Origin of the sequence: Alteromonas sp. BL110 (genome assembly GCF_003443615.1) — a bacterium.
Taxonomy (GTDB): domain Bacteria; phylum Pseudomonadota; class Gammaproteobacteria; order Enterobacterales; family Alteromonadaceae; genus Alteromonas.
Window position 1 is genome coordinate 3,285,978 of record NZ_CP031967.1, and the last position, 21,863, is coordinate 3,307,840.

General features: G+C 44.1%; 23 protein-coding genes. 16 read left to right on the forward strand and 7 right to left on the reverse strand.

Annotated features, from left to right (window positions below; genetic code table 11):
* The first annotated feature begins 51 nt into the window (after positions 1–51).
* From ribF to D1814_RS14195, 10 genes are all read left to right on the forward strand, one after another.
* Entirely contained in the window at positions 52–972 is a 921-nt protein-coding gene (gene ribF, locus D1814_RS14150; RefSeq protein WP_118493340.1) for a bifunctional riboflavin kinase/FAD synthetase, read from the forward strand.
* Between the two features lie 269 nt (positions 973–1,241).
* Positions 1,242–4,061: an isoleucine--tRNA ligase gene (gene ileS / locus D1814_RS14155; protein ID WP_118493342.1), complete on the forward strand. Its 2,820-nt coding sequence runs from the start codon at positions 1,242–1,244 to the stop codon at positions 4,059–4,061.
* Complete coding sequence (gene lspA, locus D1814_RS14160) at positions 4,054–4,602, forward strand: signal peptidase II (RefSeq protein WP_118493344.1); 549 nt, start codon at positions 4,054–4,056, stop codon at positions 4,600–4,602. The genes ileS and lspA overlap by 8 nt, the downstream gene beginning before the upstream one ends.
* 14 nt (positions 4,603–4,616) lie before the next feature.
* Entirely contained in the window at positions 4,617–5,084 is a 468-nt protein-coding gene (gene fkpB, locus D1814_RS14165) for an FKBP-type peptidyl-prolyl cis-trans isomerase (RefSeq protein WP_118493346.1), read from the forward strand.
* 2 nt (positions 5,085–5,086) lie between these two features.
* Positions 5,087–6,031 (forward strand): 4-hydroxy-3-methylbut-2-enyl diphosphate reductase, encoded by a 945-nt coding sequence (ispH, locus tag D1814_RS14170; protein WP_118493348.1) that lies wholly within the window; start codon positions 5,087–5,089, stop codon positions 6,029–6,031.
* 433 nt (positions 6,032–6,464) lie between these two features.
* Complete coding sequence (gene pilV / locus D1814_RS14175) at positions 6,465–7,115, forward strand: type IV pilus modification protein PilV (RefSeq protein ID WP_118493350.1); 651 nt, start codon at positions 6,465–6,467, stop codon at positions 7,113–7,115.
* The gene (locus D1814_RS14180) at positions 7,112–7,969 is read left to right on the forward strand and encodes a PilW family protein (RefSeq protein ID WP_118493352.1); all 858 of its coding nucleotides are present in this window, start codon (positions 7,112–7,114) and stop codon (positions 7,967–7,969) included. The genes pilV and D1814_RS14180 overlap by 4 nt, the downstream gene beginning before the upstream one ends.
* Complete coding sequence (locus tag D1814_RS14185) at positions 7,966–8,529, forward strand: PilX N-terminal domain-containing pilus assembly protein (protein WP_118493354.1); 564 nt, start codon at positions 7,966–7,968, stop codon at positions 8,527–8,529. The genes D1814_RS14180 and D1814_RS14185 overlap by 4 nt, the downstream gene beginning before the upstream one ends.
* Positions 8,530–8,537: 8 nt before the next feature.
* Positions 8,538–12,605, forward strand: coding sequence for a PilC/PilY family type IV pilus protein (locus D1814_RS14190; protein ID WP_118493356.1), 4,068 nt, complete (start codon positions 8,538–8,540; stop codon positions 12,603–12,605).
* Positions 12,606–12,607: 2 nt separating this feature from the next.
* On the forward strand, positions 12,608–13,072 hold the full coding sequence (locus D1814_RS14195) for a type IV pilin protein (RefSeq protein WP_118493358.1): 465 nt from the start codon (positions 12,608–12,610) through the stop codon (positions 13,070–13,072).
* 47 nt (positions 13,073–13,119) lie between these two features.
* Here D1814_RS14195 and D1814_RS14200 read toward each other — a convergent pair whose 3' ends face one another.
* Genes D1814_RS14200 through D1814_RS14215 form a run of 4 tightly spaced genes read right to left on the reverse strand, consistent with a single transcriptional unit; the run spans position 13,120 to position 15,562 of the window.
* The gene (locus D1814_RS14200; RefSeq protein ID WP_232368891.1) at positions 13,120–13,461 is read right to left on the reverse strand and encodes a hypothetical protein; all 342 of its coding nucleotides are present in this window, start codon (positions 13,459–13,461) and stop codon (positions 13,120–13,122) included.
* Complete coding sequence (locus D1814_RS14205; RefSeq protein WP_183037592.1) at positions 13,448–14,380, reverse strand: hypothetical protein; 933 nt, start codon at positions 14,378–14,380, stop codon at positions 13,448–13,450. The genes D1814_RS14200 and D1814_RS14205 overlap by 14 nt, the downstream gene beginning before the upstream one ends.
* Positions 14,370–14,954 carry a potassium:proton antiporter gene (locus D1814_RS14210; RefSeq protein WP_232368892.1) on the reverse strand — a complete coding sequence of 195 codons (585 nt, stop codon included), beginning with the start codon at positions 14,952–14,954 and terminating at the stop codon, positions 14,370–14,372. Before D1814_RS14210 ends, D1814_RS14205 begins: the two co-directional genes overlap by 11 nt.
* A gap of 53 nt (positions 14,955–15,007) precedes the next feature.
* Entirely contained in the window at positions 15,008–15,562 is a 555-nt protein-coding gene (locus tag D1814_RS14215; RefSeq protein ID WP_118493362.1) for a GspH/FimT family pseudopilin, read from the reverse strand.
* 78 nt (positions 15,563–15,640) lie between these two features.
* Between D1814_RS14215 and D1814_RS14220 the strand changes: the two genes are divergently transcribed.
* Positions 15,641–16,033 carry a type IV pilin protein gene (locus tag D1814_RS14220; protein WP_118493365.1) on the forward strand — a complete coding sequence of 131 codons (393 nt, stop codon included), beginning with the start codon at positions 15,641–15,643 and terminating at the stop codon, positions 16,031–16,033.
* 73 nt (positions 16,034–16,106) lie between these two features.
* Here the strand turns inward: D1814_RS14220 and D1814_RS14225 are convergent, their stop codons facing one another.
* Entirely contained in the window at positions 16,107–16,688 is a 582-nt protein-coding gene (locus D1814_RS14225; RefSeq protein WP_118493367.1) for a GspH/FimT family pseudopilin, read from the reverse strand.
* Positions 16,689–17,149: 461 nt separating this feature from the next.
* Here D1814_RS14225 and nadE point away from each other — a divergent pair, with 461 nt between their 5' ends.
* Both nadE and D1814_RS14235 read left to right on the forward strand, forming a co-directional pair.
* Complete coding sequence (gene nadE / locus D1814_RS14230; protein ID WP_118493369.1) at positions 17,150–17,986, forward strand: ammonia-dependent NAD(+) synthetase; 837 nt, start codon at positions 17,150–17,152, stop codon at positions 17,984–17,986.
* 2 nt (positions 17,987–17,988) lie between these two features.
* Entirely contained in the window at positions 17,989–18,327 is a 339-nt protein-coding gene (locus tag D1814_RS14235) for a P-II family nitrogen regulator (RefSeq protein ID WP_118493373.1), read from the forward strand.
* Between the two features lie 67 nt (positions 18,328–18,394).
* Here the strand turns inward: D1814_RS14235 and D1814_RS14240 are convergent, their stop codons facing one another.
* Together D1814_RS14240 and ygfZ are read right to left on the reverse strand one after the other, a co-directional pair.
* A complete protein-coding gene (locus D1814_RS14240) occupies positions 18,395–18,910 on the reverse strand; it encodes an FKBP-type peptidyl-prolyl cis-trans isomerase (RefSeq protein ID WP_118493376.1) in 516 nt (171 codons plus the stop codon).
* A gap of 64 nt (positions 18,911–18,974) precedes the next feature.
* The gene (ygfZ, locus tag D1814_RS14245; RefSeq protein WP_118493378.1) at positions 18,975–20,021 is read right to left on the reverse strand and encodes a CAF17-like 4Fe-4S cluster assembly/insertion protein YgfZ; all 1,047 of its coding nucleotides are present in this window, start codon (positions 20,019–20,021) and stop codon (positions 18,975–18,977) included.
* A 187-nt stretch (positions 20,022–20,208) separates the two neighbouring features.
* Here ygfZ and D1814_RS14250 point away from each other — a divergent pair, with 187 nt between their 5' ends.
* From D1814_RS14250 to D1814_RS14260, 3 genes are read left to right on the forward strand one after another with little or no spacing between them, the layout of a single operon-like run.
* Positions 20,209–20,460, forward strand: coding sequence for an FAD assembly factor SdhE (locus D1814_RS14250; protein WP_025255855.1), 252 nt, complete (start codon positions 20,209–20,211; stop codon positions 20,458–20,460).
* A complete protein-coding gene (locus tag D1814_RS14255; RefSeq protein WP_232368893.1) occupies positions 20,447–20,977 on the forward strand; it encodes a hypothetical protein in 531 nt (176 codons plus the stop codon). The genes D1814_RS14250 and D1814_RS14255 overlap by 14 nt, the downstream gene beginning before the upstream one ends.
* A gap of 13 nt (positions 20,978–20,990) precedes the next feature.
* On the forward strand, positions 20,991–21,863 hold the full coding sequence (locus tag D1814_RS14260; RefSeq protein ID WP_118493380.1) for a MaoC family dehydratase: 873 nt from the start codon (positions 20,991–20,993) through the stop codon (positions 21,861–21,863).

Here is a 21,863-nt window from a genome sequence, read left to right on the forward strand (position 1 = left end):
GCTATAATCGCGAGCTTTGAATTTCTAGCAGTTAAAAGGTAGTGGCTAACAGTGGAATTTATCCGCGGGCTAAACAATGTAAAACCGCACCACAAAGGGTGTGTGCTCACTATCGGCAAGTTCGACGGCGTACACCGTGGTCATCAAGCTGTGCTGGCTAATGTGCTTGAAAAAGCGAAATCGCTATCACTTCCTGCCACCGTGATGGTGTTTGAACCACAGCCTGAAGAAGTTTTTATGCCTGATAAGGCGCCAGCGCGTATTAGTCCTCTTCGTGAAAAGTACGAATTGCTGCGCCAGCAAGGTGTGGACAGACTGCTTGCTGTACGCTTTAACGCTGAGTTTGCAAAACAAAGCGCCGACACTTTTGTTCACGACCTACTGGTGGACAAACTGGGTGTTAAATTTCTTGTTGTAGGCGACGATTTTCGTTTTGGCAATGGCCGTAAAGGTGACTTCGAAATGCTTGAAGCGGCGGGGCATCAGTACGGCTTTGATGTGGTGAGTACCCATAGCTTTACTATGCATGCACATCGCATAAGCTCAACTGCGGTTCGAGAAGCGCTAGCTGACAGTGATTTCGGACTATCCACCGAAATGTTAGGCCGCCCCTTTGCTATTCACGGAAGGGTGGTGCATGGCGAGAAAAAAGGCCGCACCATCGGGTTTCCCACAGCGAATGTCATGCTAAAACGCCAGAAAACACCCATACACGGTGTGTTTGCGGTGCGTGTTGAAGTAGATGGCAAGCACTTTAATGGCGTTGCTAACATTGGCACCCGTCCCACTGTAAACGGGGTAAGAAACCAGCTAGAAGTTCACATTTTTGATTTGTCATCTGACCTATACGGCAAACCCATAACAGTGTTTCCGATGGCAAAAATAAGAGATGAAATTAAATTTGATTCTTTTGAGGCGTTGAAAGATCAAATTCAAGCGGATGCGGCGCAAGCGCGTCTGTTATTAGCATAGTTAAACGTGATAAAGTCACAAGAAGTTTCTGCGCGTATTAGTTTCATTGCGTTCGATTTCTTAAACGTGGATTTTTGTTCGTGAAACGTGTAAGTGCATTATGGTGCTAGAACATATTTCGTCGGCCTCGCGTTAGTGAGAACGACAACGAGTTTTACGTTGAATCTTTCAAATTCGGCGTTTTAATTTGAACATCGCAAAACGAATATCGCCTTCACAATGTTTAAGTGCATTGGGTGAAAATTAAGGTAACCGGATAATACAATTTTATGAGTGATTACAAAGCCACACTGAACCTTCCAGAAACTGCGTTCCCGATGCGCGGTAACCTAGCTCAGCGCGAGCCAAAAATGCTTAAAGACTGGCAGGAAAAAGGGGTATACAGCAAGATTCGTGAAGCAAAGAAAGGTAAAAAAACGTTTATTCTTCACGATGGTCCTCCATATGCAAATGGCGATATTCACATTGGTCACGCGGTTAATAAAATTCTTAAAGACATTATTGTAAAGTCTAAAAACCTTTCTGACTTCGATTCTCCTTACGTTCCCGGTTGGGATTGTCACGGTCTGCCAATTGAATTGATGGTAGAAAAGAAAGTTGGCAAGCCTGGCAAGAAAGTTACAGCAGCTGAATTTCGTCAAAAGTGTCGCGAATATGCGCAAAAGCAAATCGACGGGCAAATGGCTGACTTTAAACGCTTAGGTGTATTTGGTGAATGGGATAACCCATATAAAACCATGGACTTCAAATCTGAAGCCGACATCATTCGTGCGCTTAGTAAAATCGTTGATTCTGGCCATTTAGAAAAAGGCTTTAAGCCTGTTCACTGGTGTACAGATTGTGGTTCGGCACTTGCAGAAGCAGAAGTTGAATACAAAGATAAAGTATCACCTGCTATCGACGTTAAGTTCCCAGTGGCTGATGTGGCAGCTATTGCAGAGGCATTTGGTGTGTCTGAAGCTGATTTAACCTCACACAAAGCTGGCGTTGTTATTTGGACTACCACACCGTGGACGCTGCCTGCCAACCGTGCAATTAGCTTACACCCTGAACTTACTTACGCCATTGTTGAAGTTCAGCCATCAAGCGAATGGTTAGTAGTAGCGCAGGATCTGCTTGAAAGCTGTATGAGTCGTTACGGCGTTGAAGATTTCCGTGAAGTGGCAACCTGTACCGGTGAGGCACTTGATAAGCTTAAAGTGAATCACCCATTCTTAGACCTTGAAGTACCGCTAATTCTCGGCGATCACGTTACTACAGAGTCTGGTACAGGCTGCGTTCATACAGCGCCCGCCCACGGTGTTGACGATTTTAATGTTGGCAAACAATACGATATCGAAGTTTATAATCCGGTAGGTAACAACGGCGTGTACCTTGAAAACACACCGCTATTTGCAGGCAAGTTTGTATTTAAAGCTAACGATGAAATCATCGAAACGGTGAAAGAGAAGGGTAACCTTGTCTTAAACGTAAAATACGAGCATAGCTATCCGCATTGCTGGCGTCACAAAACGCCAATTATCTTCCGCGCTACTCCTCAATGGTTTGTTAGCATGGATAAGAAGGGCCTTCGTGCGGAATCTCTTGAACAAATTAAACAAACCAAATGGATCCCTGATTGGGGCCAAAACCGCATTGAAAAAATGGTGGAAGGTCGCCCAGATTGGTGTATCTCACGTCAACGTACGTGGGGCGTGCCTATCCCTTTATATGTACACAAACTTACCGGTGAAATTCACCCCGAGTCTGCGGCATTAATGGAAAAGGTGGCGCAAGAAGTTGAAGCTAAAGGCATTCAAGCCTGGTGGGATCTAGATGATGCAGCACTACTTGGTAGTGAACTAGACAACTACGAGAAAGTGACCGATACCCTAGATGTATGGTTTGACTCAGGTGTCACTCACTACTTTGTTGTAGACCGTCGCGACGACATCCCTGCCTCTGCCGATTTATACCTTGAAGGTTCTGACCAACATCGTGGTTGGTTTATGTCTTCGCTTATGTCATCAACTGCCATGCATGGTCACGCACCATATAAAGAAGTGCTAACCCACGGTTTCACGGTAGACGCCCACGGCAGAAAAATGTCGAAGTCAGTAGGTAACGTTGTAGCACCTCAGGAAGTCACTAACAAGTTAGGCGCTGATATCCTTCGTTTATGGGTTGCGTCTACTGACTATCGCGGTGAAATTGCAGTATCCGACGAAATCTTAAAGCGTGCTGCAGATGGCTACCGCCGCGTGCGGAATACCGCTCGCTTCCTGCTTGCTAACCTTAACGGTTTTGACGTTAAAGACGCGGTTGCAGAAGACGATATGGTCGCCCTTGATCGCTGGATTGTTGCTCGCGCCAAGGCACTTCAAGAAGAACTTATCGAAGCGTATGATAATTACGATTTACTAGTCGTGTCGCAGAAGCTTACACACTTTTGTTCAATCGAACTGGGTTCATTCTATTTAGACGTGATTAAAGACCGTCAATATACTGCCAAAGCAGACGGCTTGGCCCGTCGATCATGCCAAACGGCCATGTACCACATCATTGAAGCGTTGGTTCGTTGGATGGCGCCTATCACCAGCTTCACTGCTCAAGAAATTTGGGAAACGCTACCGGGTGAGCGTAGTGAGTTTGTATTTACTGAAACCTGGTACGAAGGCTTCAATAACTTTACCCAAAGCGATACATTTAACGATGCCCTATGGCATCAGGTGCTAAGCGTAAAAGACGCGGCGAACCAAGCAATGGAGCAGGCGCGTAAAGATGGCGAACTGGGTGGTTCACTTGAAGCGAGCATCTCACTTTACGCTACTGAGTCACTTTATAACGTACTCGCTAAACTAGAAGACGAACTGCGCTTTGTGCTTATTACGTCAGGTGTTTCACTAACCAAAGTCGACGAAGCTCCGTCCGACGCGAAAGCTACAGACGTTGAAGGTTTATGGCTAAGCGTTAATAAAGCAAGCGGCGAAAAGTGTGTTCGCTGCTGGCATCACCGTGAAGACGTTGGTTCACATGAAGGTCACGAAGAGCTATGTGGTCGCTGTGTGACAAACATTGATGGTGACGGAGAAGAACGCCACTATGCTTAAGCTTTTTCGCGAAACTGGTTTGCGTTTTTTATGGATAAGCGCAGTTGCGTTTATCCTCGACCAATGGAGTAAGTATACGGTTATCGATAGCATGTCGTTGTATCAGTCTATACAGGTGCTACCGTTTTTTAACTTTACTTACGTGCACAATTACGGCGCCGCATTTAGCTTTCTAGAAAATGCCGGTGGCTGGCAGCGTTGGTTCTTCACCGCCATTGCTGTTGTAGTAAGTGTAGTAATTTTGTGGTGGCTGAAGCAGTCACCCCGTTCGCAAAAAATGCTGCCCGTTGCGTTTGCCTTCATCTTAGGTGGTGCACTAGGAAACGTTTACGACCGTTTAGTTCACGGTTATGTCATCGACTTTTTAGATTTTTACGTAAACAATTATCACTGGCCGGCATTTAATATTGCCGACAGCGCCATATTTATAGGTGCGGCTTTACTCATCATCGACATGTTTAAAAATGGCGATAAAAAAAGTGAAGAAGAAGGTGCCGACGCGCGAGTAAGTGGCGCGAAAAGTAGCGAAACCATTAAGTAGTATTCGGAAAGGTTATGACAGATTCTTTAGTAATAGGCGCAGATAGCGAAGTTATTCTTCACTTCGATTTAAAGCTTGAAGACGGCTCTGCTGCTGACAGCACTCGTGTAAACAACAAACCTGCAAAAATGGTTATGGGTGATGGCAGCCTAACACCGAATTTTGAAGCCTGTTTACTTGGACTCGCGAAGGGTGACAAAAAGTCTTTCACATTAGGTCCTGATGATGCGTTTGGTCAGTCAGATCCGAACAATATTCACTACATGGATAGAAGTCGCTTTGGTGCTGACTTACAAGTGGTAGAAGGCATGATTCTAGCGTTTGCGCAGCCGGATGGCTCGGAAATTCCAGGGATTATTCGAAGTGCTGCCGGCGATTCTGTAACGGTAGACTTCAACCATCCTTTAGCGGGGCAGACGGTTATTTTTGATGTAGAAATTATTGATGTTAAACCTGGCGCTTCAGCACAAGGTGGAAATTAGATATGCAAATTCACTTAGCTAATCCTCGCGGGTTCTGTGCGGGTGTAGACAGAGCGATTACCATAGTCGAACGCGCGCTCGAAATGTTCGAACCGCCAATTTATGTGCGCCACGAAGTAGTACACAATAAGTTCGTTGTAGACGGGCTACGGGAGCGCGGTGCATTGTTTGTGGATGAACTTCATGAAGTACCAGACGACAGCATAGTAATATTTTCTGCCCACGGCGTATCGCAAGCGGTAAGAAAAGAAGCAGATAATCGCGGTCTTAAAGTGTTTGATGCAACCTGCCCGCTGGTTACTAAAGTACATATGGAAGTTACTCGTGCTAGCAAAACTGGTACTGAATGTATCTTGATTGGTCATGCTGGTCACCCTGAAGTAGAGGGCACCATGGGTCAGTACAGCAATGAAGAAGGTGGTATTTATTTAGTAGAGTCTGAAGCTGATGTTGCAACGCTTGAAGTTAAAGATCCAGCCAACCTTTATTATTGCAGCCAAACTACGTTATCTGTTGATGACACCGCCGATGTAATTGATGCCCTTCGCGCTAAGTTTCCTGAAATCAACGGCCCTAGAAAAGACGATATTTGCTATGCAACACAGAATCGCCAGGACGCAGTGCGCGACTTATCGCAAGACTGCCAGGTCCTGTTGGTGGTTGGCGCACAGAATAGCTCAAACTCGAACCGTCTTCGCGAACTGGCTGAAAAAATTGGCGCTAAAGCCTATTTGATTGCCGACGCTAATTGCATCCAGGAAGAATGGCTAGAAGGCGTAGAACATATTGGTGTTACTGCTGGTGCATCAGCTCCTGAAGTTTTGGTGCAAGGTGTAGTAAATAAGCTTAAAGCATGGGGAGCGGCTTCAGCTTCTGAGCGTTCCGGTCGCGAAGAGAATGTGGAATTTGCTGTTCCTAAAGAATTGAGAGTTAAGCAAGTCGTTTAAGCTCGCTACATTTTCAAAACAAAAAAACACCGCACTTTGTTGCGGTGTTTTTTTATGCTTTTGTCTACTGGAAATTCAATGACTTGCGGATAGATAATAATACCTTAAATCAAAATGAGGTTTAGCGACTAAAAAAATTAGCTACTTGTACAAGGTAACAAGTCAGTTTTATTTTTTTGGAAGTGAAGCCTCAATACTACAGTAGCATACACGCTGGGCGTGTTAAGTCAGAGACTTTAATTACGATACTGTGAAGTATTCGTGCGGCAGGGCCTAGGAAGTCAGCGTAACCTTAATAGCCAGCTTGTGACCTTTTAGGTAGCTAAAAATTATACGTTTTGATAACCAATAATACCCAGCGTAATGCGCTTTTGTCTTACTATACTAAATTGGTGATAACACCCGTTCTTACGTTTCAAATTTGGCAAAAGTGATGAGAGTTAAAAAGGTGGCGAAAAACCAAGTGAAAGGAAGCACAATCTGCACCCAACGCGGTGTAGGTTTAATAGAGATTTTGATTACTCTATTTATATTGGCGGTAGGATTACTGGGCGTTGCTGCACTCCAGTTTACCGGTTCTTTTGCCAATAAAGATGCCATAAGCCGGACGCAAGCGGAAATGGTTGCCGCACAAGTAGCAGAGCGATTACGCGCCGCCGCACGTCCAGCAACGGTGGGCGATGGCATGGTAGCAAACAACGACTATTTCACAGACACAACCTATAATTTTTCAGGTTTGAGTTGTTCAAATTCCTCTCAGCCCTATTATGGCTGCTGCCTAACAAGACCCGCCAACATTCCTAACTGTGAAGGGCAAGCCTGTAGTGAAGTGCAAATGGCCAAGTATGATGGGTGGGCGCTTTCTTGCTCTGCAGTGCAAACAAATCCACAAACTACAGTTTCAGTAACCTGTGAGGACAATAACGCTGCTGACACTTATAGTTGTAGCCCGGGCTCTCGTGTGGAAATTTTGCTCATGTGGCCCGTGTCATCCTCCGGCAACCAGCAATATAATTTGAATTCGCGATGCAACGAAGCCGAAGGGGATAGCAATGGATGTGTGTTTAAGGACGTCACGCTATGAATAGCTATCGTCATCGAGCCCAATACGGGTTTTCACTGGTAGAGTTAATGATTACTTTAACTCTAGGCCTAATTATTTCAGGTGCGGTTATTCAGGTTCTAGTCAGTTCAAGTGTTACCAATAAAGTTAATCAAGCGGTGGCCCAAGTTCAAGAGTCTGGGCGCTTTATTATGGCCCGCTTGTCAGCAGAATTTTACGAAGTTGGTCGTTACGACCAAATTGTCGCAGATGTCGATACATCTGTAGATATTGTTGCTGAAGCTGCTTACGTCGAAAATCATCCAGTTGCCTTGCCCGGTGACTTTTCCACTAATACCACATTAGGTAGCGTACAGACCACCAGCGGTGGCAGCGATAAACTCGTAGTGAGTCTTTTGAATTACGAAGATTGTACAGGTAACGCACATGGCTATGCTGGTCGAGAATTTCACGTCGTTAATCATTATTTTGTGAGTGGCAGCTCACTAAAATGTACCGGTTACGATGGGCGCGTTTTACTTGGCCTTAAATCGCAATCGATTGATCCTGTCACAATAACATTGCTGGATAATGTGGAAAGCTTTCAAGTACAGTTTGGCGTGTCAGATGTGATCACGAGTTCTAATGGACAGGCCGTCACTTACGTAACTGCCGATGATATCGACAACTTAAGGGCCCTTAACCAACAAGTGGTGTCATTACGATGGGCCATTATGCTTAAAAGCTATCAAAATGAGGTTCGGCAAACCCAAGCACAACAATATGCGCTCTTAAATGAAGCGTCACAAACAATGGCGACCGACCATTATTATCAAGTCTTTTCAAAGACCTTAGCCCTAAGAAATATGAAGAATTTTGTCAGGAGTTCGCAATGAAACAGCAAGGCTTAGTAATGGTTTTTGCGCTACTTGTTTTGCTGTCTATTACGGTTCTAGGCGTAAGCGCTGTAACTAGCAGTTTGTCTCAATCAAAGATGGCCGTGTCTATGCAGCAAAGTGGATTAGCGTTCGACGCGGCTGAAGCCGCAATTGCGGGTGTTTTTTTCGAATCCGAAGATGAAACCTTGCTCACTGACCCAGCCAAAACAGATCCACTTTCAGAAGCAAGGCAAGGCACTATTTTCAATCCAGAAGCAGACTCCATGAGTTGTTTCGATGAAAACCAATGGACTGATAGGTACATGACTGAGGGCGGTTTAACCATTGGTGATAGGCACATTACAGATGGTACATATCAAAATGAGGCGTCTTCAAAAAGCTGGTCGCGCACGGCATTTATTCGTGAACAAGCTTGCAGAGGGTCTAGCAATGTAATCGGTGGAAGTAATGTTAACTGCCACGTATTTATTATTAGAGGCTGCGGAAAAGTTGCGGGTAAGTCCACAGTGGTAGCTAACAGCTTAGCTGCATCCGTCTTTGGCCCGGCTTCACAATAGGTATTATGATGAAAAAAATAACAAATTACCTTGCTTCAATTACGCTGTTTAGCTGTATTGGCTTTTCCGCCTTCGGCGACGACCTTGATATTTATTTAGGGAATGCAAGTAGTGCAGTTACCTATAACCCAAATGTGCTTTTTATTATGGACTCATCTGGGAGTATGGCGTCTTACGATAACACTAGCCAAACCAGAATGCTCCGAGTACAAAACGCGCTAAAAGACGCGCTGAGCTCTGCCACAAACATTAATGCCGGGCTGATGCGTTTTTCCGATTATGGCGGGCCAATCCTTTATCCGATTCGTAATATTGATGAAGCTGTGCGCCCTGAAATTATCGTGTCAACTAACGACGATAATCATGATGCGCATGAAATAAATGGGACTGTGACTACAGACAGCAACGACTTGATATTAAGTAGTGGCACCAAAACGGTAACTTCTGGCCTGCGCTTTACCGATTTAAACATACCGCAGGGGGCTACGATCGTTAGTGCTAATATTCGCCTTACCTCTGAGAGGTTTAATATTGCAGGCACTTCTCTTGTCATTTCGGCAGAAGCATCTGCTTCCAGTACCGAGTTTTCCTCAAGCAGAAACAATCTTAGTGAACGGACCAAAACAGCCGCCAATGTCGAATGGTTGACTGACAATGACTTTCCTGCCTCAGGCGAAGTCATTACCACGCCAGACATTAGTGCTGTAATACAGGAAGTCGTGGACTTGTCTGCTTGGTGTGGCGGAAAAAGTTTAAACATTTTAATAGAAGGTTCAAGTTCGGATAACGCTAGCGGTCGAGAGGCAAGGGCGAGTGATGTAGGGCAAAGCGGTGCGCCGCAATTAGTCGTGTCATACGACGACTCTACAGCGACGGGGTGCGTGCAAGGTGAGGGCATTTATCAGGTTGGTAGCTCCAGAGATAACTCTGAAGAAGCGACCAATGGTAACCCTAACACGGGAAGTGAGCTCACATTTCATCCATCGTACAACGACTACATTGGCGTAAGATTTAGAAATATAAATATTCCGCAGGGTGCTGAAATAGCAGAGGCGTACCTTGAATTTACGGCCTACAGCACCGTAACTTATGGCAATCCTAGCATGCGTATACGCGGTGTCGCCGACGATGATGCATCAGACTTTCATCCAAATCAGCGCTACCGCTTACGAAATCTGCCAAAAACCTCAGGCATTACGTGGTCAATGCCAGCCTTCTATAATAACAATAGTTATAGGACACCTGATATAAGCAGTATCGTCAAACAAATCGTCGACCGCTCAGGTTGGGAATCAGGTAATGATATGGCGTTTGTGATGGATGATTTTGTGTCATACCGAGGAGCACACACCTATAACTCACCGTCTAAAGCACCCAGATTAATTGTTAAATATAATGGCGCCGCCACCCCGGGCGCAACAGCATCAGTCCGTGAGCATTTAATAAGCAAGATTGATGAGCTAAGTGCTAACGGCTTTACGCCTATCGTAGATACCTTATTAGAAGCCACAAATTACTATGGTGGTCGAAGTGTAGATTATGGCCGCAAACGTGGTGAGAGCGGAGTAAACAACTCTGTTAGAAAAAGCACTAGGGTAAGTCATCGTAGTTCCTATATTGGTGAAGACTCTATTTTACCGTCTGGATGTACAGAAGATAATCTATCTGACACCGATTGCGTTACAGAGCAGATTCCTACTCCCGCTACCTACATTTCGCCAGTATCTGACCTACAGTGTCAAACCAACAATCACATAGTATTGCTTTCTGATGGTGAAGCGAATAACAACCATAGTGTTTCTAAAATTCAGGCCCTACTAGGTGAAAGCTGTACGGGTAGTGGTGGCGAAAAATGCGGTTTAGATTTGGTAAGAAACATTAGCGATACCTCTACATCGGTAATTGGGCCTAGAGTAATAACGCACACGATAGGTTTCGCGGCGAATAATACTGCTAATAACTTTCTTAACCAACTTGCGCTGCAAAGTGGTGGTGGTTTCTATCAAGCGGATAACAGCACTGATTTACTTGAAGCTTTCAATACTATTTTGCGTTCTGTAAAAGACGTAAACGCCACGTTTGTTTCCCCCGGTGTTGCAGTAAACCAGTTAAACCGTCTTACCCACAGAGATGAGCTTTATTTCGCACTGTTTAAGCCTAGCGAAGGAGCAATTTGGCCTGGTAATTTAAAGCGCTACAGATTAAGTGGAGACGAAATTCTTGATAAAAACAGTCACAGTGCGGTGGATAGCGAAACCGGATTCTTCGCTGAAAATTCTCATAGCTATTGGTCAACACTTGCTGACGGCAGTGAGGTGAGCGAGGGTGGTGCCGCAAGTCGTATGGGGGGAAACCGCAACATTTATGTGTTTGACGGAACGGGCGCTATTGTGGATGAGGACAACGCACTACATGAAGATAACTCTTCTATTACGACTGAAGATCTCGCTATCCAAAATGAGACCGACGCTGCAGACCTAAGAGATGCGATTCTAAAATGGGCACGAGGTGTCGACGTAAAAGACACTAATGGTAACGGCAGTACAAGTGACTACAGAACCCAAATGGGTGACCCCATTCATTCACAACCTATCATTGTGAATTACGGTACAGACGATTCGTCCATTTTTGTAGCGACTAATCAAGGCATGCTTCATTCATTTGATACAGAAACAGGCGAAGAAAACTTCGCCATCATGCCAAAAGAGCTGTTACAAAATTTACATCACTTCTACAAAGACACCCCGTCGTTGAACCATGAGTATGGACTAGATGGCGATATGGTTCTGCGAACTGTGGATAATAAAATGTATCTTTATGTTGGCATGCGTAGAGGGGGCCGTAACTATTATGTCTTTGACATTACGACGAAAAACTCGCCTAAGCTTAAGTATCAACTTACTGGTGGTGAAGGTGAGTTAACTAAATTGGGGCAAACGTGGTCAAGACCCACCATCACGAAGGTCAATATGGGCGGCGAAGTGAAAAACGTAATGATTGTTGGGGGCGGTTATGATGACGCTCAAGATGATCGTTCGATAAGGGCTAACGACGTAGTTGGCAACGCCGTCTATATGTTTGATGCAGATACTGGAAGCCTGCTTTGGCACGCCAGTAATGAAGATTCTGATCTTGATTTAACCCATATGACTTACAGTATTCCGGGACGCATTTCTGTTATCGATAGGGATAATGATGGTGAAGCCGACCACATGTATGTTGCTGATACAGGGGGGCAACTATTTCGTCTGGACATCTATAATGGGGAGTCTGGTTCTGATTTTATAAAAGGTGCACGTATTGCCGATTTTGGTGGTGATACTGAAGAAACCAACCGTCGTTTTTATTATGGGCCGGATGTTACTGAAATCGCATTAGGTGATGAATTATATTATGCCGTTGCGCTGGGTAGCGGTTGGCGTGCATCTCCACTTGATACAGTAGTGGAAGATAACTTCTACATGCTTAAAGATAGCGGGGTATTCAAACGTGATGAGAGCGGTAAATACACATACATGACCACGGTGACCGAAAATAAAATGTATAACGCTACCAGTCATGCGCTAAATAGCAGTGATGAAAACGAACGTACACTGGCGGCGGCAGAGTTCGCTAATAAAGATGGCTGGTATTTGAACTTAACGACGAATGGCGAGAAAGTGCTGTCTTCCCCGCTTATCATCGATTACAAAGTATTTTTTACCACCTATGTTCCGGCTGTAAGCAGCACCAGCGCCTGTGCACCGCCTACCGGAAACAGTCGTGCATATCTTGTTAGTATGTTTAATGGCAATGCTGTCACAGATGTGAATAATGACGGTGATGTGAATGGTGATGATCGCGTTGCTGAGTTGAAGCAAACCGGTATTGCACCTGAAACCAAAATACTTATTGAAGATATTGTCAGTCCAGTTGCATGTGTAGGTACAGAGTGTGTGTCTGCGGTAATTGAAGTCGATGAGGACGGTAATGACGAAGCTTGTACTAGCGCGTTTGAGTGCTTAGCTGAAAATATTTACGGGCGATTTGAACGTATTCAGCGCGGCAGCTGGCATTCAGAAACTGAAAGAGAATGATTATGGAAGCAAAAAAACACGCTCAGGGCTTTTCGCTTATTGAACTCATGATAGTAGTAGCTATCGTCGGCATAATTGCGGCCATAGCCTACCCATCATATCAGGGGGTTATTGCTGATGGATATCGAGGTACCGGTCAGGCTGATTTGTTAGGCCTAGCGTCAGCGATGGAGCGTCATCATAGTGGCTCCTTTAGTTACAAAGGTGCTGGTGCGAGTGGAGGCGATACAGGAACGCCTTCTATTTTTGCAACACATTCACCTTCATCAGAGCCAGCGGCTAACAAGCGTTATAATCTAACTATTCAATCTGCAAGTGTGACCAGTTATGAATTGAGAGCAACCCCAGTATCGGGCACTGGCCAAGGAGCAGACGGTACCCTTTACTACTTCAGCGATGGAAGGAAAGGGTGGGACAAAAACAATAATGGCTCACTTGAAACCGCTGAATATTGCTGGTCCTGTTAAAACCCAATTCATTCTCTCAGCTTTTACACCCTAGTAAATTTAATCTACTAGGGTGTAATTGTCGGTATACCAAACACGGCTATATCCTCCCAGTGTTGGTCTACTGCATCTTGCGTATACGCCAATCTCGTAGTATTTGACAGTTGTATTTGTTCGTCTTGTGATTTTAACGTTGCCTGCCAAAGCACCCGCGTTTTAATTTCGCTTGAAAGTAGGTAAGCACTAGAGGTCATAAAAATTAAAAGCGCTATGAGTACCTCTATTAACACCCCTCCTTTGTTTTCACCACTACAATTTGAGTCAAAACTATTATCATCAGGCGTGATTCGACGCTTTACTGCCAATACGCTTTTGAATTCTCTTTGTTGGGGCTTTTTAATTGATGTCATACCAGGTTCCAGGAACGGGGATTATTTTCGCTATATTAGCGCTAGCCTGTAAGTTGCTAAGTACTTGCGCTGAAGGCATCAATAGACCATTTATCTGCTTTTGTAACTGAGTATTAGATACAAACGCGCCTTTAATTGAACTTGAATGTGCAAGATTGAGTTCATGAGTAGCAGTGGTGGTGGAGAGCATGATGATCAGCCCAAAGAAATGCGTATTTGCACTTATAGTAAGGTCTCCATCTACCACAAGTAACAAGACTGGCGCTGAACTCGATGTATGAGTTAAGTCACTATGGGTTAAAACGCAGTCACCATTTATCCAATAGACGGTGGCATCCGCTAAGTTGTAGCAATGAGAAGTTGTTATGCTATTGGGAAAGAATGCTGCACTTAGCTCGGCCTCACTTCGATTGAACAACCAGTGAGTAAGCTGGTTATCCCATGACAATAGCTGAGCTGCAGTGGGTAGCCTAAGAAGGGCTGGGTAACGAAGAAAGTTAGCTTTATATTTGATGTTTTCTGCATTGTGAGAAACGCTTATTTCGTAGTGGGTGAGGGACTGCTCTCCAACACCTTTTAGGCTTTCTTGATGTACTGTGGTTGATAGAAAAGGCTTATTTGTCGTGTTTAATGCTGCTGAAACGCTTTGCGTGCGAAGCGCCATCGCTAAATCTTTAAGGTGTTTTTTTAATATTGCCTGGAAGCTTTCTGAGTCTTGCCTGATTTTTTGTATGGCATAATACTGCTGAACGTTTTGCGATGTAGTTATGGTAGCAAAAGTCACTACACTTAGGAGCATTGCTACAATAGCGAGGACCGCTATACCTTGTTGCTTCGCTTGAGAAAAGTAACGCTTAAACTTTAAGTTTTGTGTATAAGGGACGTTATTTCTCCACTCTACAATTTCTTTATCTCTCATTTAGCGCCTCCACCACGAAGGTGTTGCTCGTTACAACGTTTGGGTTTATTACACTCCGTAGGCTTATGTTAATTTCATAGGCTGAGCCCCAACTACCTTTGTGTAAATTGCTTATGGCAAACTGTGTTACCTCGACAGTGTTTGGGTCGGTCAAGTCAAACCATCCCCCTTGCGTACAGGTCTTTCCTCCAACTCTGTATTCAATTGACTTATCGTGTAATCGATATCCAAACAACTCGTCCTGTGATTCTGTAATGGCTCCGCTACTATCTCTGTCATAGGAAAACGTGATACAACTATTTAGTGTTTCACCAGCTCGGTAGCCGAGTGCCACGTTTGACACAGTATGGTTGGTGTTCGCAAGGGTTGAAAAAGGCGTAAGCATAGTGACGTTCTCAATGAAACCTGCTCTGCTTAAATGCCGTGAAATAGTATCTTGTAATGCACGGGCGTCTTCTTCAATAGCGGTGGCGTGTTGTAGCGTCGATAAGCTAATGTGAGACTGTACGCTATAGGTCGTTATTGCTGTTATCAGTATGCCTGATAAAGCGCAGGCCACCATAAGTTCTGTCATACTATAGCCGACTGTTTTATATGTATTTAAGCCGTTTAAGGTCTTCGGGAAAGTTAGCATAGCGTAATACCTGTAATGGGCTGTTCGCTACATAGCTTCACTCGACCCAACGGGCTAATAGTGACTTTGGCAGCAAAATGGTCACTGGAGAGCTTAAATGTGGTGGCGCTGCCGAAATTAAGTGTACCGTGTTGATTGAAGACTACGGTTTTGTCTTCTGCGTTTAATGTTGTTAGCTTTGCATTCCATTTAGCTGGAAGTTCCCAAAACGCGGCGTCGTTAAGCGCACAGTGCTGGTTTGTTGAACACGTGCAGTTTTCATTGTCACTTATTATCACGCAGTTCGCATTTTCGAATTTTGCGATTAGGTAATAGGGCTTTTTTTGGGTAAGCGCATAGATACGAGCTTGCTTAGCAGAGTTGGCTAATTGCGACGCGAAATGTTTAAAATCGTTTCGTTCTAGCCACGTTCGAAATGACGGAACCGTGCTTACCGACAATATACTTGTAATACTTATTACGATAAGTAATTCAATGAGCGACATGCCTATTGTGCGCTTGAACCCACTATATTCTCTTTTTTTATTTCTTCCTTCAGGAAAAGCCATCCGTAAGTCCAGTAATAGTGCCAGTGCTAAATTGATAGGCTTAATGTACTGGAAAATTCACTTAGAGAAAGCTGTACCATGGAAGGGAATGATATCGCGAATGAAAGCCAAATATTTAAGGATGGGTTTACACTTGTCGAGGCATTAGCTGTACTGGCTATCGTCAGTATATTAAGTTTAGCAACTACAACAGCGATAATATCAAGTTGGCAATTAAGCCAAGTAAATCAAGTTAAAGCGTACTTGTTATCAATACAGTCAATGCAGTCAAGAAGTTGGTTAGAGTCAGGTGTTTACCTACCGTTGACTGCTCTGCCTCAAGCCAATATCGCCAAAGTCAGCATTGCACAGACGATGAGCCAAAGTGGTGAATATGAAGTGGCAGCTACGCTATTTTTTAAAAAGCAAGATGACAGTTGTAGGGTTATAAAAATAAGTGAAACCTCGTTGGCCCCAAAAGAATGCTGGTAATAGCGTTACCAACCCAGTTTATCAACTCCGTAAACTAACTTCGGCTGGTAAATGCGGGAATTAACTACGGCTACTAACTACAAGATAGCGCATCGCCATCTAAATCTTCTTTTTTACCATCGTCGTCACTGTCTACAGCTATTGAAATTCGTCCGTATAGCGAAAGTAACAGGGCTGAGGCATAGTCAGCATCGTTATCCTTGGGGCATAGCGTAATTGTTGCTGCCGTATCGATTGCGCCTTGCTCATCAAAGGTTAAGCTTCCTGTCACACCGTAGATAGCGTTTGCGGAGTTAAGCGGATCGCTTGCGACAATAAGCGCTTCGCTATTGTCACGACTACCATTGCCGTTTGTGTCCACAAATACCATTTTCGCTTTTTTCCAGCTGCTTGTGCAGGCTGTGTAATTTTCTGTTGGACACAAAACAACACTTGCTTGTTCGTCTACCGCGGTAAACCTAGCCCGCTGTACCACGGCACTTAAATTATTTATATCTGATGTGATTCTATTTTTGATAAGAATGCTTTGTATACTAGGCGCGACAGTAGTAAGGATAATCGCCAACACTGCAACGGCGACCAGCATTTCCAGCAGTGTAAGTCCTTTTTGGTTAACAAAGGCTTTTGGATATTTTTTTAATCTTGTTCTTATCATTGTGAGACTGCTATTTTTCCTAACTTTACTAAATCTGAACTAATGCGTTGCGCGGAACAAACCGCAGGTAAGCCAATTGCTTTCAAGGTGGCTGAGGCTACGGGGGGGCTGTCTTGAGCAAAAAACTTGCTCACCTCCAATTTACTTCTTTATTCTATCTTCGATGTAATGATACTAAGCGATAAATATGCATTACTCGCCTATCTTTTAGGGTAAACTAAAATACAGTAGCAAAGGTATGTTTTACCGTGATATCGCATAGTTGACCATACGCCTTACGGTTAACTATTTCGCAAAACCAATGCCTACGCTAAAAAACAATAAAATTAAGATCCGTTGCACTTTCTTTTGCACAGTAAGTGTAAGGTAAATCAAATAGATGCGAGGATACCACTAACATCTGAAGTGATATTGTCGTAGAATCGAGTTCCAGGACGCCTCAAAAATACGTGGATATTACAATGCAAAAACAAGCAGTTATTGATGAAATGAAAGTGCTGCCTGAAATTGACGTCGAATATGAAGTTGCACGTCGAGTATCTTTTATCAAAAAGCAGTTGCTTACTTCAGGTTTGAATTCGCTGGTACTAGGTATTAGTGGGGGAATTGATTCATGTACTTTGGGTCGGTTAGCACAGTTAGCAGTGAACGAACTGAATGACGAACACCATGAAAACTATCAGTTCATTGCAGTTCGCTTGCCTTATGACACCCAAGCTGACGAAGAAGATGCGCAAAAATCTATTGAATTTATTCAGCCCTCCCATTCGCTAGCGGTGAACGTCAAGCCAGGCGCAGACGCAATTCATGCCTCTACTTCACAAGCGCTTGCTAATGCCAACCTTCTTCCTGAAAGCGATGCGAAGCAGGACTTCGTCAAAGGCAATGTCAAAGCGCGTACTCGTATGGTGATACAGTATGAAATTGCAGGTATGGTCGATGGACTTGTTCTTGGTACAGACCATTCGGCTGAAAATATTACAGGGTTTTATACTAAATACGGTGATGGAGCCTGTGATTTAGCGCCATTATTTGGTCTTAGTAAGCGCCAAGTACGTGCAGTGGCAGCCCATTTAGGTGCACCGCATAATGTAATCACTAAGGCGCCAACCGCTGATTTAGAAAGCCTGTCGCCACAAAAAGCCGATGAGCAAGCGCTAGGTATGTCTTACGACCAAATTGATGACTTTTTGGAAGGTAAGTCTGTTTCTGCAGAAGTGGAAGAGAAATTGCTCTATATTTATGAGCGTACACAACATAAACGTGTACCAATTCCAACAATTTACGATGAGTTGTAGTCATGAAAAAAATTGAAGCTATCATTAAACCGTTCAAAATGGACGACGTTAGGGAAGCGCTAGCTGAAGTCGGTATCGCAGGGATGACAGTATCAGAAGTGAAAGGGTTCGGTCGCCAGAAAGGTCATACTGAGCTTTATCGCGGTGCTGAATACCAAGTTGACTTTCTACCCAAGATCAAAATTGAGCTTGTGCTGGATGATGACCGTGTTGAACAAGCGGTAGAAGCTATTCAATCATCAGCTAAAACAGGCAAAATAGGCGACGGCAAAATCTTCGTATACAGTGTTGAAAACGCAGTGCGTATTCGTACCGGTGAACAAAACGAAGATGCTATCTAACCAGACGGTGTCTATCGAACATAAAAAAGGGAGCCATTGGCTCCCTTTTTGATACGTTCAACACAATTTAGTGCTTATCTTCTGAGCACTCGCCTGTTTTCGGATCGCAACAGCTGCTTTCTTCCTGATGAACATGACCGTGCTCAAGCTCTTCTTTCGTTGCTTCACGTACGTCAACAACCGTAACATCGAACGTTAAAGGAATGCCTGCTAGCGGGTGGTTACCATCAACAACAACTTCTTCGTCAGTTGTTTCTATGATGATTACAGACTGCTCACCCTGTGGGGTAGTGGCGCGGAAAGACATACCAACTTCAACATCCATACCGTCGAACATAGAGCGAGGTACGGTTTGAACAAGTTCATCAGAACGTTCACCATAAGCCTTCTCAGGGTTTACAGAAACGTTGAAGCTATCATCTTTCGATTTACCGATAAGAGCATCTTCTAGTCCTTCAATTAAGAAGCGACGGCCTAAAAGTACAACTAGCGGCGATTTACCTTCTGAAGAGTCTAGCGTTGTGCCGTCTTCGGTAGATACGGTGTAGTGTAGCGTTACAACGCTGTCAGAAGTAATTGTCATAACAAATCCTATCTTGGCCCTATGATAAAAAAAGGGCAATAAATTTAATGCAGCAGTAAACTGCTTATCGACGTTTTTTCACAATATTGCTTGCTTGTTGCTCAATACTGTACGGCAAGCTATTAGGGTAACAGGTAATGGCGTTGTTATCAGCCAGTCTGTGTAAATCTTCGGTGGTAGTGTCGTTATTCAACACGGCAATAAACCAGGTTTCGTTGTCGAGCGACGCAACATTCAGTACTTTGCCCGCTATACGCCAATTTTCACCTAATTGCTTTTCAAGGCTGTCGCCAGGTTTAATATCTACTTTTTCTTCAAGCTTAAAGCTGTAGGCGGCACGTTTGTTTTTGCCTAAAAAGCGTGTTCGTGCAACTACTTCTTGCCCCATGTAACAGCCTTTATCAAAGTCGATACCGTGAAGCCCATGCACATTAATCATTTGTGGTACATATTCCGCCACCGCTTCGCCCTGAACTAAGGCATGTACGCTTTCTATTTGTATGGCATCAAACACGACGTGGGAATAACAAGCTACAGTTTTTGTCTCAATTAACGTGTTTAATTGCTTTGTGCCGATTTCATCTAAAAGAACAACAATGCCTTTGCGAGTAGTGTTGGCTAAAAATGCTACGCCATGCTCGCTTTCTATTTTCGGCAGCATACCTTTTTCAGCGATATCTCCTTCAACAAGTTGTGCGACTTCATCGCTTGAAAACAGTTGTCCTAATAGGACGTTCACCTTATCAGTCTTTGCAGCATCAAGTGATATGAAGTAAGCGCCGTAAGCCTGCGTGTCGTCGACAATATCGACCTTAGAAAACACACCATACTTATTTAGCTGGGCTAAAGAATGGCTGCCAGCATCATCATTTGTAATCAGCAATAATTTGCTTAAATGTCGGGTTACGTACCCCGTAGACCACGTTTTGCCTTTGTTATCACAATGCGCAAAATGCCTTGCCGTTTTTTCGTCAAGTTTATTGATATTGACCGTGATTTGCCCTTGAAGGTAGCTGTCAGCCTGTTCTCCCTGCAACGAAATAATCATGCTATTTGAAAGCTTGACCATAAACTCATGGGGAAGGTTTTGTAATGCTGCGATAGATGTCATATTCACCACTGTAAAGTTCGCTATATCTATTCAAGGTATGGTAAATCGAGCAATATTCAAGGGCAATACACACTAATGTGTGTAGATTAAGTTCTATTTAGTTTGCTTATCCGTCCAAAAGAGCAGTGATCCCCAACCGCAGGGCATGGTATTATGGTTAGCGAATAAAAAACGGTATTAAAGACATATGTTTGAACCAAAAAGATTAGCCCGATTAAAGTGGGCGTGCCGAAGAGGCATGTTAGAGTTAGACGTACTATTGCTTCCTTTTGTGGAAGAGGCTTTTGACTCACTAAGTTACGAAGAACAAGAAACATTTGAGCGTTTACTTACAAGTGATGACCCTGATTTGTTTGCTTGGATAATGGGACATCAAAAATGTGAAGACCCTGAATTAGCCGCTATGGTGGCGACTATCGTTAATCGTGTCAAAGTATAGAGTTAGCATAAAGCACAATAGGTTTAGAAAAGTATTCGGGGAAATATGCGTAGTAGTTTGCCTTATTGCAGCACTATACAGCCTTCCTTCGTACTTTTGGTCTTGGCTTAGCTTTAGCACAGCGTTAGCGTGCGTTGTAGCCGTAGCAACGTCATTGATAGGCTGGCGTCTTTATGACGTGTTTAGTAACAATATTTCTGCAACTCAATACGCACTCTCTTTGACAAGCGATGGTATTATTCGCGCTATTGACGACAGTGCGCTTCTACCGGATTCATCAAGTATGGTTACTCCAAGTGTGCTAGCCGACGTTTTATCCGATGGTACAGCGATGAAAATTCATCAATCTTCCCAGCTATTTACTTGGGGGATGTGCATTAATGTACTGCGCCATAAACGCAGGTGGTTTCAAAATGACCATAACCATTTAACGTGGGTTTTAAAAGGTGAGTGCTGTGAGGCAGACTACCGCCGGTTGGCAAGAGCCATTATTTTCGCAAGAAAAGCGACGCCTTAAAGGAATTTAACAGATGTTTCGTGAGTATACTAAAGCGTTGTTTAAGCGCGTTGACGCTAGGCAACTTATGCAGTTTAAGCCACCGACGTTGCCACAGCGCATATATACAAAAACGCTCAATGTCGATAACGTGCACTATGCTTCTTTCTGCCAGGAAGTTGATTGGCCGGCGAATGAGCATGCTCATCCTCTCTATTTGCAAATGCTTTCGCTACCTTTACAGATGCAGTGCTTGCTCGACAAACAAAGCCCATTTCCTTTACTCGGTCTTATTCACGCTGCGAACAAAGTGTTTGTACTAGAGCACTGTAATTTAAGCGAGCCATTTGAATGTCGCGTGCGCTTTCACGACGTCAGGCCGCATAGCCGCGGTTGGGAAGTGGATGTTATGTTAGAGGCGCTTCAGTCGGGGAACCTAGTCTATAGAGCGATAAGCAGCTATTTGGTGAAGGTCAAAGCCGTACATGTAGCTCCACTTGGGCCGAAAACTGACCTAAACGATGAGTGTAGCCTAGAAGATAGGGCGCCAATTGCTGAAATTAATGCGTCGGCAAATACGGGGCGACGCTATGCTAAGCTTTCGGGCGATTATAACCCCATTCACTTGTCTGCCATATCTGCCAAAGCCTTTGGGTTCAAACAGCCCATAGCTCACGGAATGTGGACCTTATCTCGTGCAGTGTCAGCGTTTGTAAGTCACCAAGAGGACAGACAATCCATAACCGTGAAAGAAGTAAACTGTCGTTTTAAAAAGCCGGTTTTCTTGCCCAATGACATTCATATTCAACAACACTGTAAAACTGCTACTAGTGTGCTATTAGACGTTACCGATAGCGATGACGGCCTTGTACATTTATCAGCTAGTGTGACATTTAATCAAGAATAG